Genomic DNA, 13,103 nt, shown 5'->3' with positions numbered 1-13,103 from the left:
AAACCTTTTAACATCTATTACCCTTAATATGTTTAACCTGATTTAATTCAGATCGTACCATTTAGGTACCGGAATATATTCGGAATTCCATATAATTTCATCCTTTTCATTTTTATAACCAGCGGAGATCAGTTCGATACGCGGCTCTTCTTCTACAATTTCCTTTTTAAACCGGTAAGCGTCTATCGTTAAATGATGGTAAAGTTTATCTTGTTCTATTTTGCTTTCGGTTAACAGGATCAAAGCATTTTCACCTGTATTTAAGGTATAAATAAATGTGCCTTTTACTTTCATGATGCGTTTTTTTTTATTTTGAAGACAATAAAAATCATGATATGTTTTGTTCCTCTTTAATTAAATACCGTAAATTTTGATTGTTTAGTCCTTGAAAAAATCGACTGTTTATTTTACTGTATTATAAAATTCTAAAAAAAAAGCCTTGCAATTTAAAACTGCAAGGCTTTTGAATCAATATATTTCTTGATTACTTATCTTTTTTGTTCCCGCCACCAAATACGGAAAAGTGAACGTAACGCTTAGGATTAGCTTTTAAATCGATCATCAGCTCATCAAGGTTTTTTGAAGCATTATTTAAATTCTGATACATTTTATCATCATTTAGCAATAAACCTAAACTTCCTTTTCCATCTTTAATTCCTGAAATTACACTTTGCAAATCAGCTATAGCATTGTTTGCATTGTCTAGGGTCTGTTTAAAGTTAGCGGCAGCAAATTTATCAGTAACCGTGTTAATGTTAGTTAAGATGTCACTGATTTTTTGATTGTTGTTATTTAAATTAGCTGTAATGCCTTCAACATTTTTAAAGATTGCCTCTATGCGGGCACTTTCGGAACCGACTAAGCCATCCACTTTTTTAGAAGTGGTTTCTAATGATGCAAGTGTTCCGGCAATGCTGTTAAAGCTTTTATCAACGTTTTTCTGGAAGTTTGGATTCAGGATAGAATTTACGCTGCTTAAGATAGAATCCATTTTGCCAATAATCAATTCAGCTTTCTTTTGAACTGGTTGAACTTGTTCCATCAATCCTTTTTCTACATTGGCATTTAAAGTAAAACCATCTTCTGCCATTTTCTTAGAGTTTCCCAACGACATTACAATCGCTTTGCTACCCAAAAGATCGGTGCCTTCCAAACGTGCTATACTGTTTTCAGGAATTTCGTATTTACTGTTTACACTTAAGGTTGCAATAACAGTACCATCTTGCTGTAACTCCAATTTAGCAACACGGCCAATCTGATAACCATTAATAAGAATAGGTTTAGATACAGTTAAACCATCAACTCGCGTGTATTTGGCATATAAAGTTGTTTCGCTTGAGAAAATGGAATTACCTTTTAAAAAATTATATCCAATTATTAATAAAGCAATGGCAAATGCAGCTAAAATACCTACTTTGGTTTCGTTCTTAATCTTCATGAGTGTTTTTATTTTATGGTTGCAGGTTTTAACGCGTTATAACCTGCTAGAGCGTAATATCTTTTTTTAATGTTAAGCTTTATAAATACACAAAGCTTAGATCATTTGTTTTGTGTCTGTTTTATATTTTCTGTAAAGGTAAAATAACTATCATTTATAATGCCACTTATTTAACCTCAATATTTTTTTTATATGTTTTTATTGCTTCAAAAATAGAATTCGCAATCTCACTTTGCCCTTTTTGCGAATTAATATATTTTTCTTCTTCTGTATTTGATATAAAACCTACTTCTGTTAGCACAGCGGGCATGCCACAGCGTTGCAGCACCAAAACGCCTTGTTCTTTAACACCGCGGCTAAATCTTTCATCCCTGCTGATATAGCTGTTCTGAATTAATTTCGCGAATTTAATGCTTTTATCCCGAAAGGTATTTTTTAATAACGATAAAAGAATAAAACTACTGGGGTTACTGGGATCGTAGCCGTCGTATTTGCTTTTGTAATTCTTTTCCAGTTTAATATCCGCATTTTCACGGATGGCAGCATCTTGTTCTTTTAACCGATGGGAGCCGGCCACCAGGGTTTCTACCCCTTTGATATGTTTATTTCCTGGTGGCATCGAATTGCAATGTACAGATATAAAGAGATCTGCATCGGCTTCATTTGCGATTTCTGCCCGTCGGTATAAATCAACATCAACATCCGTTTTACGGGTAAAGATTACTTTAATATCTGGCAATTCTTCCTTTATAATTTCACCCAGCTTTAACGCAACCTTTAACGAAATATCCTTTTCTTTTGAAAAACTGCCTGAAGCACCGGGTTTTCTGCCACCATGCCCCGGGTCGATTACGATTGTTTTAATTCTATATCCCTGAGCAGATGTTCGTTGAGCAACAACTAATGAAAAGAAAATTAATGTGATCAGAAGTTTAATCTTCATTTATAATGAATTAGAATGAGGTTTCGGCTATGCGTCTATAATTTTTAATTGCCCTAATAATACCATTTACGATTTCGTTTTGTCCTTCCTGCGAATTCATATAATCTTCGTCTTCGGGATTACTCACAAAACCAATTTCAGTTAACACTGCTGGCATGGCCGCACGGGCCAATACTGCAAGGCTTTTTTCTTGTACCCCACGGTTTGTACGACCGGCATTAACATATTCCTGCTGCAACATAGAAGCAAACTTTAAACTCCTATCCCTATTGGTTTGTTTCATTAACGATAACATAATGTCGCTTTCGGGTGTATTCGCTATAAAACCTTCATAGTTTTTTTGATAGTTTTCTTCCAAAAACATCGAAGCATTCTCTCTTTTAATTACCTCATCTTGCTCACCTAAACGACCGGTTCCGGATACAAAAGTTTCGGTTCCCCTTGTTGAGGTACTTTTTGAAGTAATCGTTCTATAAACCGGAACTTTCCGGCCCCGCACTTTTTTGTAATAATCAACCACTCTCGAAACACGCACAGGCATATCATTTAAGTGGATGGAGATAAACAAATCCGCTTTTGCGTTATTGGCGATATTAATGCGTTCATACAAAGGAATAAAAACATCCGACTCTCTTGTATAGATTACTTTTATATCCTTTAAGCTATCCTGAAGGGCACGGCCAAGATTTAGTGCTGTTTTTAACGCGACATCTTTTTCTTTGGAATAGACCCCGTGGGTTGCGCCATCTTTACCACCATGACCAGCATCGATCACAATTGTTTTAATTTTATATTCTTGCGCAAACACCTGATTATCAAACGAATTTGACAATACCAAACAAATAATAAATGTTAAAATGGATTTAAGATACATCAATGGTATATTTTTCACTAATTTTGAACGTTTTTGATTAAACATCTGTGCAAAAATAACATTCAAATACGAATTTGAAACTTCTTAAGAGCTCTATTTTACTAATTTCTGTCATTTTATTAACACTTGTTGTTGGTAAAGCTAACGCATTTTCTCATTTTTCATTGCAACAAATCATTCAGCAAGACACAACCAAAAAGGATACGACTAAAAAAACCGGTAAAAATAATAGCAGTATCGACCAAAAAGTTGAGTATAAAGCGGAAGACTCTGTTAAAATGAGTGCTGACAAGAACATCGTCTATTTATATGGTAACGCAAGGGTTATCTATGGTGATTTCGAGTTGGATGCGAGTTACATTAAGTATGACAAAAAACAAAATACCATTTTTGCAAGTGGTGTTAAGGATCCAAAAACAGGTAGGTACACCGGTAGACCGATTTTTAAATCTGGTGCTGATGGAACCGCCATTGCCGATTCTATTTTTTACAATTCAGAAACAACACGTGCCAAAGTATACGGTGTTTTTTCTGAACAGGAGGGGGGATTCTTTTCCGGTGGGCAGAGTAAAAAACAAATAGATGATGAACTGCATATTAAAAATGTAATGTACAGTACCTGTAATCTTCCGCACCCACACTTTGGACTCATGATTTCTAAAGGCGTGGTAACCGAAAAACAGATCATTACCGGGCCTGTTTATATGATTATTGAAGATGTACCTACTTTTTTAGGTTTACCATTTGCATTTTTCCCAAAACCGAACAAACGAACGTCAGGCGTAATTTTACCAACGCCTGGAGAAGATGCTACCCGGGGCTTTTTCCTTCAAAATGGAGGTTACTACCTTGGATTAAACGATTATTGGGATGCCAAATTAATGGGATCGATTTACACCAATGGTTCTTACGAAACCAGTGTGCTAAGCAATTACACCAAGAGGTATAAATATAATGGCAATATTAATTTAGCTTACTCCAGCTTTAAAGATGGACTGGAAGGTACAGAAGCCTTTGCCAACCCAACCAAAAACTTTAGCATTAACTGGAGCCATAGCCAAAATGCCAATGCAAACCCGGGGACGACATTCAGCGCCAGTGTTCGTTTGGTATCAACAGGTAGGTCGGGTTACTATAAAAACACAGCTGCAGGTACTACTTATGATATTAATACCATAGCAACCAACTCCACAAGTAGTAGTATAAGTTATGCTAAATCGTACGCTAATGGGATGAATTTCTCTTTGGCCGCATCGAGTGATCAGACTTTAAGCACCAGGGCAATATCGCTGAGGTTGCCGGAAGTGACCTTTAACGTGCCGACTTTTAATCCGTTCAAGGCAAAGGATGCTGTCGGTGACGAGAAATGGTATCAAAAAATAACGGTGGGTTACAGTTTACAAGGAACCAACAGAATTGATACTTTTGATAGTTTACTATTCCAAAATGATGGCTTGAAAAGATTGAGAAGTGGTTTTTCGCACAGCATACCTATTAATATGTCTTTTACAGCCTTAAAATACTTAAACTTTAGTGTTGGCGGAACATATAACGAAGTTTGGAATTTCCAGAGTGTAAACAGGAGATATACCGAATATGCAGATAACACCTTTAGCTTTAGAGAGGATACTGTAAGTGGCTTTAAAAGAGCTGGAAGTTATAGTTTATCTACCAGTTTATCGACGAAGATATACGGAAGAAGAGATTTTAATCCGCAGGGAAAAATCCAGGCATTAAGGCATGTGATGACGCCGAATGTTTCATTCTCATACTCGCCAGATTTTACCAAAGCTGGTTCAGGGCCTTACAGGAATGCAAAATATGGTGACAAGGATATTTTAGTAAACGGAGTACCCTTAAAATATTCCATTTTTGATGGGATGGCACAACCTGGTTCTTTTGGAGGACCAAATGCTTCAATAGGCTTTGGATTGGATAATACCGTCGAATTAAAGGTGCGGAATAAAAACGATACGACGGGAACTGGTTCAAAGAAGATCCCGATTATTCAGGGTTTGAGTTTTAGCGGGTCTTATAATTTTCTGGCTACATCCTATAAACTATCAACCATTGGTTTTAGTGGGCGTTCTCAGTTTACCGACAAACTGGGCATCAATTATAACGGAACTTTAGATCCTTATTCGCTAGGTGCCGATACTATACCGGGTTCTACACGAAGGATCAGGCAAGACCGCTATTTCTGGCAGAGTGGTAAATTTTTACCACGTTTAGCTAATTTTGGCTTCTCATTTGATTATAGCTTAAATCCAGAAGCTTTAAAACGTAAAAATGAGGCCAATGATAAATTGGGCGAAGCGGCCAATAAAAAAGGCTTAACCGATATACAATCAGAACAACTGGCAGCAATCAGTCGCGATCCAAATGCTTTTGTCGATTTTAATATTCCCTGGAATTTCTCCTTTTCTTATAGTTTCCAGTATACCAATGATGGAAATACCACTACCACTTCAAATACCTTAAACTTTAATGGCGATGTGAACTTGACACCAAAGTGGAAAGTTACTTTTAACTCTGGTTACGATTTTAAGAATAATGGTTTAACTCCTATGAATCTGGCGATCTATCGCGATTTGCATTGCTGGGATATGAGTGTAAACTGGGTGCCCTACGGTGCTTATAAGAGTTATTCAGTAACCATAAAGGTTAAGGCATCAATATTACAGGATTTGAAATTGAGCAAAAGACAAGGTTTTTACAGCACATACCAATAAATTTATGCTAGCCGAAATTATTACCATTGGCGATGAGATTCTTATCGGCCAGATCGTTGATACCAATTCAGCCTGGATGGCTAACCAATTAAATCTAATTGGCGTTTCTGTTAAACAGATCACTTCCGTTTCGGATGATGAACAACATATTATCGAAGCTTTAGCTCAGGCAGAAAAACGTGCGGATATTATTTTGATTACTGGCGGTTTAGGACCAACAAAAGATGATATCACCAAAAAAACTTTAGCTAAATATTTTAATATGGGCTTCCGGAATGATGCCGGTGCACTGGAAATGGTCCGTCAGATCTTCGAAAAATATAAACGCCCCTTATTGGATATCAATATTCAACAGGCCGATGTTCCTGATGGCTGTGAGGTAATTATAAACAAAAACGGTACCGCACCATGCATGTGGTTTGAGCAAAATGACAAGATTTTTGTTTCTATGCCCGGTGTACCCTACGAAATGATGTACCTGATGGATGACGAAATTCTGCCAAGGATTACCAGTCGGTTTAAGCTCACCTCAATAGTTCATAAAACTATCCTTACCGCAAACATTGGAGAATCTTTTTTAGCGAAAGAGATCGAAGAAATTGAAGATAGTTTGCCTGAACATATCAAATTGGCTTATTTACCAAAATTGGGTCAGGTTCGCCTTCGTTTATCCGCCAAGGGAGATAACGAAGCCAGCTTAAAAGCCGAAGTGGAGGGTTACGCCAAACAGATCATATTGAAAGTGGACAAGTTTGTAGTAATTGATGAAGATATCCCATTGGAAAAAGCCATTCTGAATAGCATGAAAGAGAGAGGTTTAACTTTATCTACTGCCGAAAGCTGCACAGGTGGGTACATTGCGCATTTAATTACGCAACACCCGGGTTGTTCTTCGGTGTACTGGGGTGGAGCAGTGGCCTACGCATATGAGCTAAAAGAATCAATTCTTGGCGTAAAAGAAAGTACGTTAAGCACGTTTGGTGCCGTGAGCGAGCAAACCGTGACCGAAATGGCCGAAGGTGCGATAAAACATTTTAAAACAGATTACGCCATAGCCGTTAGCGGAATAGCTGGTCCTGATGGAGGAACCGAAGATAAACCAGTTGGTACGGTATGGATAGCAATTTCTTCAAAAGACAAAACCGTAGCTAAGGTGTTTAATTTCAGCAACAAACGTATTCAAAACATCGAACGTTCTGCAGCATCGGCATTAACGATGCTATTAAATCTGCTTAAAGAAACAGTTTAGAAAGAATAAAAACTGTATTTTTGTCGCGTTACCAATATAAAATACTGTAATTTAATATGGCTCAATACGAACTATTGTTACCAAAAATGGGTGAAAGTGTTGCGGAAGCAACGGTGATTAAATGGGTAAAACAACCAGGCGACGTTATCGAATTAGATGATACCGTTCTGGAAATCGCGACTGACAAGGTAGATTCTGAAGTTCCCTCTCCAGTTGCAGGTAAATTGGTAAAACAGTTATTTAAGGAAAATGAAGTTGCTCAGGTAGGTGATGTAATTGCCATTATAGAAACTGGTGGCGCTGAAACACCAACAGTTGAAAGCCCTGCTGTTGAAACTCCGGTAATAGAAGAAAAAACAGAGACCATTCCGGGTATCGCTCAATTACCTGTAGAAAACACGGGCGTAAAGAGCGATTTCAGTGCTTCTGATCGCTTTTATTCTCCTTTGGTTAAAAGTATTGCTGCACAGGAAAATATTCCGTTAACCGAACTTGATTCGATTAAAGGCTCTGGGGCTGATGGCCGGTTAAATAAGGACGACCTGTTAGATTATATCGCTAAGAAAAATGGTGGAGCTCAGCAAACAACCTCAGTTGTGTTAACGCCACCTGCTCCGCCGGTGAGTGAAACTGCAACGCCTCAAGTGGCTCCGATTGCTCAGGTGCCTGTAAATAAAACATCAACAACCAGTATCAGCGGAAGTGATGAAATTATTGAAATGGATAGGATGCGTAAACTGATTGCCGATCATATGGTAATGAGTAAAAGTACATCTCCACACGTAACCTCATTTGTAGAAGCCGATGTAACCAATATGGTTTTATGGCGTAATAAAGTAAAAAATAGCTTCGAAAAACGGGAAAACGAGAAAATAACCTTTACGCCGATCTTTGTAGAGGCCGTTGCAAAAGCAATTAAGGATTTTCCAATGATCAATGTTTCTGTTAACGGAACACAGATCATTAAAAAGAATAATATCAATATTGGTATGGCTGCTGCCTTGCCAAGTGGAAATTTAATCGTTCCTGTAATCAGAAACGCTGATCAGTTAAACCTGGTAGGCTTAACGAAAGCAGTTAATGATTTAGCTACAAGGGCAAGAAACTCCAAGTTAAAACCGGATGAAACCCAGGGTGGAACTTTTACCTTAACTAATGTGGGTAGTTTTGGAAACGTGATGGGTACACCGATTATTAACCAGCCACAGGTAGCCATTTTAGCTGTTGGCGCTATTAAAAAGAAACCAGCAGTTTTAGAAACCGAACATGGAGATGTCATCGCAATCAGACATATGATGTTCCTATCCTTATCATACGATCACAGGGTGGTTGATGGTTCACTAGGTGGAATGTTTGTACGCAGGGTAGCAGATTATTTAGAGGGCTGGGACCTGAATAGGGAAATTTAACCAGTTACGATTAACAGTTACAGCTGGCTTAATACCAGCAATTTACCAGTTTAACGATTAAGAATGTTAGCTTCAAATTTAAAATCAATAGTTTCAGATAACGCATTGCATGCCAGATGGTTAAATACGTTGTCGTATATGGAAAATGCAGGTGCAAAGAAGATCTCAGCTTCTGAGCATAAAGAAAATGTAAACCTGATCATTCTTAAACACGCCGCCGAAGAACACCGCCATGCTTACTATTTAAAAAAGCAGATTTCGAAAATTGATGGGGCACTCTGTAAAACCTATACAAATGCCGAATTGCTTTCTCCAAACCATACGAAGTATTATTTACATGCTTTAGATATTGCCGTTTGCCGTTACTTGAAAGCGGTGTTCAATCTTAAGGGCTACGACTTAAAATTCGCTGCTTATTTATTTGTCACATATGCTATCGAAGTGCGTGCTGATGAGCTGTATCCAATTTATCAGGCAGTTTTAGATGAAGCAAAAAGCAAGGTAAATGTAAAATCCATTATTTTGGAAGAAGAAGGTCATTTAGAAGAAATGATGAACCAATTGGTCAGTTTTTCTGATGATTGGGAAAATCACGCAGCTGAAGTCATTAAAATCGAAAAAGCTTTATTCGAAGATTGGGTTAGCGCATTAAGTAGGGAACTGCCCATAAGTGCCTGAATAATTCTTTAATCGCCATTGCGAAAACATATCAATAAGTCAGTTTTTAAAAAATTGACTTATTTCAATAAAAACCAAATTGATTCATCGCTGTTTTTAAATAAACACAATATCATGGCCAAATTTTCAGAATTAATTAACGGGGATAAACCAGTGCTGGTCGATTTTTTTGCCGAATGGTGTAGTCCCTGCAAAATGATGAAACCGATTTTGGAACAATTAAAGTCACAAGTTGGCGATTCTGTCTCGATTATCAAAGTAGACATCGATAAGAATCGACAGGCCGCCTCTTCGTTCCATGTGCAAAGCGTTCCAACTTTAATTCTTTTCAAAAACGGGAAACAGGTATGGAGGCAAAGTGGTGTTTTACAAACTGCCCAGCTGAAACAAGTGATAGATAATCACGCTTAAACTTCTACCACACTTTTTGGAGTAACCGCGAATATACGCTCGCTTGTCTTCGGGTAAATATTATAAAGTCCTGTAAATAAGCTAAAAGCAGGTAAGACGGCATAATCCTTCCCGAAATAAAAACAGGGAAATTTTAATCTTTGCTTTGCTTTTCCTACAATGGTCACACCGGGGTGAATATGCCCGCTAATGGGATATAATTCCTCTTCTGTACAATTTGGCGCATCATGGATAAAACAAAAAGGGCCTAAACAAAAACTCGGTTCATGTATTTCGATGTGCATCGCAGCATAATTGGCATCAGAAAGCCTGTCGTGGTTGCCCTTAACCAATAAAAAATTAAGTTCCTGATACCGCTTTCTCCATGCCGCAAACTCATCAATATCAACATTTAAGCCATGGTGAAACATATCACCGTTGATCAGCAATGTTTTGGGATTATACTGCTTAATCAAAAAACTTAAGCGCTGAAGATCCGTTTCCGCGATAGTAGCCGGTACCTGTAAACCTGCCTGCCGGAAATGCGCCGATTTGCCCAAATGCAGATCGCTTATGGCTAATAGTTGATGTTTCGGCAGAAATAAAGCTCTCTCTTTGTCTAAAATCAGTTCTTCACCCTGGCTTGTAATGGTCATTTATTTTATGCTATGTCATCCTGAGCTTGTCGAAGGACTTTCGAGACGTTTCAACAGACTCAACGTGACAGGTAATTTATTTAATTTTTTCTGATTCGGCCTTCATTCTGGCAATCCGTTGCTCTAATTCTTCCGAACTCATATTCTCACGCAAGCTATCCACTTTAATCGGAAAAGACAACGGCGTAAAACTTTTCGGATGGGTGATGATAATCGCTGCATTCTGAATCCGCTCTAAGGCCGCTGCCAATCTTGGCTCTTCCAGCTGCTGATAAAAAACCTCATCGTAAGCTTGCCGCAAAAGTAAATTATGTTTGTCGTAATCACTAAAAACATTAAAAAACAAACCAGCAGATGACTGGAGATGTTTATTGGCTACATATTTCCCGGGATAGCCCTGAAATACTAGGCCTGATATACAGGCGATATCCCTGAATTTCCGTCTGGCCATCTCAGTCGAATTAATACTGAGCGTAATATCTTCCGTTAAGTTTTTGGGCGAAAAAACTTCATAAGCAATCGATTCATCCATTGGAATTTCCGTTTCGCTTAAAAGCTCAAAACCATAGTCGTTCATCGCAATAGAAAAACTGATCGGTAATAATTTACTTAATCGATAAGCCACCAGTGCTGCTAAAACCTCATGTACCAAACGGCCTTCAAAGGGATAGGCAAATAAATGAAACCCCTCCTTATTGTTAATGAGTTCGATTAATAATTCGTCGTTTCGGGGTACATGTGAGCGTTTTTCTTGCAATAGAAATAAAGGATAAACAACGTCTAATTCTTCATCCTGATGGGTTTTATCCAGCGCCTCGTTGTATTTTTTACGCAATACCGAACCCAAATTAGAGGATAAGGGCAAACGTCCGCCATTCCAGCTTGGCGAAATTGCATTTTTCTGTTTGCTTACCCTCACTACAACCGTCATATCTTTTACCTGGATAAACTCTAAAACTCTTCCTGCCAGACGAAAATTATCTCCGGCTTTTAAACGTGTAACAAAATATTCTTCCACCATGCCAATGTAGCCACCAGATATAAATTTAACCTTAAGCATCGCATCACTTACAATCGTTCCAATATGTAACCGGTGCCTCATCGCCAGTTGCCGGCTTTTTACCTTCCAAAGTCCATCTTCATCCTTCACTACCTTTTTAAATTCAGTGTAAGCGCTTAAACTATCGCCACCTGAGGTAATAAACTGCATTACCCAGGTCCATTCTTCAGGTAGAATAAGTTTGAAAGCATGGGTATTTTTAATTTCCTCATAAATAATTTTATCATCAAATCCGTCGCCTATAGCCAGTGTAACCAAATACTGAACCAAGGTATCAAATACCATAATAAAGGGCTCACGGCTCTCTATATTGTTTGTTTTGGCTGCTTCTTTGATTGCTGCAGCTTCAACAAGTTCCAGCGCATGCGTTGGCAGGAAATATATTTTAGAAGTTTCGTGAGGGGAGTGACCTGAGCGCCCTGCCCTTTGTAAGAAACGGGCAACACCTTTCGGCGATCCCACCTGAACAACCGTGTCAACGGGTTTAAAATCCACACCCAAATCTAACGATGATGTGGCAATCACTGCCTTAAGCTGTCCGGTATGTAGTGCATCCTCAATCCAGTTCCGGAGTTCAAAATCGATCGATCCGTGATGTATGGCAATTCTACCCGCCAGTTCAGGTTCAATATTAAGCAGGTGCTGATACCACATTTCTGATTGTCCGCGGGTATTGATAAAGATTAAAGTAGTTTTACTTTTTTCGATAATGGGCAAAAGTTTGTAGGCAAGTTTTAAGCCCAAATGGCCTGCCCAGGGCAGCGTTTCAATATCATCGGGCAAGATCGACTTGATGATAATTTTCTTTTCTAAATCAGCTTTAACAATAATCCGTTTTGCTTCCAAATTGGGTTCCAATACATCTAAAGCCTCGTCAATATTGCCTATCGTAGCCGAAATTCCCCAAATCCTTAAAAATTGGTTTTTTTCCAGCTTTTGCAAACCCTTAATCCGGGATATGGCCAACTCCACCAGTACACCACGTTTGCTTCCTAAAAGTTCGTGCCATTCATCAGCAACAATACATTTAAGATTTCTGAATAATGTTGAAGAACCCTTTTGTGCCAGCAACAAATGCAGACTTTCAGGGGTAATCAATAAAATTTCGGGCAACGATTTTTTCTGCTGCAGTTTTTCTGCCTGAGAAGTATCGCCATTGCGTACGCCAACATGCCAATCCAGTTCGATTTCTAATAAGGTTTCGCGCATGGCCCTTGCAATATCTTTCGCCAGCGAGCGGAGTGGAGTAATCCAGATTAATTGTAAACGGTCTTTTGCTTTTTTGTTGTTCTCTTCCGACCCATTTAAAGCTTCAATAACCACCGCTAAAAATACGGAAAAGGTTTTTCCGAAACCTGTAGGGGCATTAACCAAACCGCTATAGCCATTAAGATAATACTGCCAGGCATCTTCCTGAAACTGAAAAGGCTTGCGTTTGTTTGTTTTTAACCAGGATTTTATCTTTTTATAACCTTTGGTTTTGGTTTGGTCCATGCTTAATGTCTTTCCTTATTGGTTTTGATATTTATAAGTTTTTTTTGAAAAGCAAAAACAGGAGTGCTTCGGTTACAGCAGTCCCGCCATATGCTTTACCTTTTTTGTAATTTTTTGATCACGGTAATCATTTCCGGCAAAAAAGGGTATCGCTACTGTCGGGTTTAAAATCCTGGGGGC

General features: G+C 38.3%; 11 protein-coding genes. 5 read left to right on the top strand and 6 right to left on the bottom strand.

Translation table 11 applies throughout. The features are described 5' to 3' along the window. Positions 1-42 precede the first annotated feature (42 nt). The 4 genes from AC04Q1_RS02605 to AC04Q1_RS02590 form a co-directional block, all read right to left on the bottom strand. Positions 43-294, bottom strand: coding sequence for a hypothetical protein (locus AC04Q1_RS02605; protein WP_478361535.1), 252 nt, complete (start codon positions 292-294; stop codon positions 43-45). A gap of 190 nt (positions 295-484) precedes the next feature. Then, positions 485-1,438 (bottom strand): MlaD family protein, encoded by a 954-nt coding sequence (locus AC04Q1_RS02600; protein ID WP_478361533.1) that lies wholly within the window; start codon positions 1,436-1,438, stop codon positions 485-487. A 166-nt stretch (positions 1,439-1,604) separates the two neighbouring features. Beyond that, on the bottom strand, positions 1,605-2,381 hold the full coding sequence (locus AC04Q1_RS02595) for an N-acetylmuramoyl-L-alanine amidase family protein (protein WP_478361531.1): 777 nt from the start codon (positions 2,379-2,381) through the stop codon (positions 1,605-1,607). A gap of 10 nt (positions 2,382-2,391) precedes the next feature. Continuing rightward, positions 2,392-3,255: an N-acetylmuramoyl-L-alanine amidase family protein gene (locus tag AC04Q1_RS02590; protein ID WP_478361881.1), complete on the bottom strand. Its 864-nt coding sequence runs from the start codon at positions 3,253-3,255 to the stop codon at positions 2,392-2,394. Between the two features lie 164 nt (positions 3,256-3,419). Here AC04Q1_RS02590 and AC04Q1_RS02585 point away from each other — a divergent pair, with 164 nt between their 5' ends. The 5 genes from AC04Q1_RS02585 to trxA all read left to right on the top strand — a co-directional run bounded on the left by AC04Q1_RS02585 (position 3,420) and on the right by trxA (position 9,734). Continuing rightward, positions 3,420-5,987 (top strand): putative LPS assembly protein LptD, encoded by a 2,568-nt coding sequence (locus tag AC04Q1_RS02585; RefSeq protein WP_478361529.1) that lies wholly within the window; start codon positions 3,420-3,422, stop codon positions 5,985-5,987. Between the two features lie 4 nt (positions 5,988-5,991). Then, positions 5,992-7,236 carry a competence/damage-inducible protein A gene (locus AC04Q1_RS02580; RefSeq protein ID WP_478361527.1) on the top strand — a complete coding sequence of 415 codons (1,245 nt, stop codon included), beginning with the start codon at positions 5,992-5,994 and terminating at the stop codon, positions 7,234-7,236. A 56-nt stretch (positions 7,237-7,292) separates the two neighbouring features. Then, entirely contained in the window at positions 7,293-8,645 is a 1,353-nt protein-coding gene (locus tag AC04Q1_RS02575; RefSeq protein WP_478361525.1) for a dihydrolipoamide acetyltransferase family protein, read from the top strand. 63 nt (positions 8,646-8,708) lie between these two features. Next, a complete protein-coding gene (locus tag AC04Q1_RS02570) occupies positions 8,709-9,323 on the top strand; it encodes a hypothetical protein (RefSeq protein ID WP_478361524.1) in 615 nt (204 codons plus the stop codon). Positions 9,324-9,437: 114 nt separating this feature from the next. Next, positions 9,438-9,734, top strand: a complete 297-nt coding sequence (gene trxA / locus AC04Q1_RS02565; RefSeq protein WP_478361522.1) for a thioredoxin — start codon at positions 9,438-9,440, stop codon at positions 9,732-9,734. Here the strand turns inward: trxA and pdeM are convergent. Together pdeM and AC04Q1_RS02555 are read right to left on the bottom strand one after the other, a co-directional pair. Next, entirely contained in the window at positions 9,731-10,369 is a 639-nt protein-coding gene (pdeM, locus tag AC04Q1_RS02560; RefSeq protein ID WP_478361520.1) for a ligase-associated DNA damage response endonuclease PdeM, read from the bottom strand. The genes trxA and pdeM overlap by 4 nt on opposite strands. A gap of 76 nt (positions 10,370-10,445) precedes the next feature. Beyond that, the gene (locus AC04Q1_RS02555; protein WP_478361518.1) at positions 10,446-12,923 is read right to left on the bottom strand and encodes a ligase-associated DNA damage response DEXH box helicase; all 2,478 of its coding nucleotides are present in this window, start codon (positions 12,921-12,923) and stop codon (positions 10,446-10,448) included. Positions 12,924-13,103: the final 180 nt, after the last annotated feature.

This window comes from Pedobacter humicola, from assembly GCF_056490705.1.
This window is presented reverse-complemented; position numbering and strand designations above follow the sequence as displayed.

Bases quoted from the DNA above. Each gene is read 5' to 3' on its own strand.
- AC04Q1_RS02600 (WP_478361533.1), bottom strand. From the start codon at position 1,438: ATGAAGATTAAGAACGAAACCAAAGTAGGTATTTTAGCTGCATTTGCC.
- AC04Q1_RS02555 (WP_478361518.1), bottom strand. From the start codon at position 12,923: ATGGACCAAACCAAAACCAAAGGTTATAAAAAGATAAAATCCTGGTTA.
- pdeM (WP_478361520.1), bottom strand. From the start codon at position 10,369: ATGACCATTACAAGCCAGGGTGAAGAACTGATTTTAGACAAAGAGAGA.
- AC04Q1_RS02570 (WP_478361524.1), top strand. From the start codon at position 8,709: ATGTTAGCTTCAAATTTAAAATCAATAGTTTCAGATAACGCATTGCAT.
- AC04Q1_RS02590 (WP_478361881.1), bottom strand. From the start codon at position 3,255: ATGTATCTTAAATCCATTTTAACATTTATTATTTGTTTGGTATTGTCA.
- AC04Q1_RS02580 (WP_478361527.1), top strand. From the start codon at position 5,992: ATGCTAGCCGAAATTATTACCATTGGCGATGAGATTCTTATCGGCCAG.
- AC04Q1_RS02575 (WP_478361525.1), top strand. From the start codon at position 7,293: ATGGCTCAATACGAACTATTGTTACCAAAAATGGGTGAAAGTGTTGCG.
- AC04Q1_RS02595 (WP_478361531.1), bottom strand. From the start codon at position 2,381: ATGAAGATTAAACTTCTGATCACATTAATTTTCTTTTCATTAGTTGTT.
- trxA (WP_478361522.1), top strand. From the start codon at position 9,438: ATGGCCAAATTTTCAGAATTAATTAACGGGGATAAACCAGTGCTGGTC.
- AC04Q1_RS02605 (WP_478361535.1), bottom strand. From the start codon at position 294: ATGAAAGTAAAAGGCACATTTATTTATACCTTAAATACAGGTGAAAAT.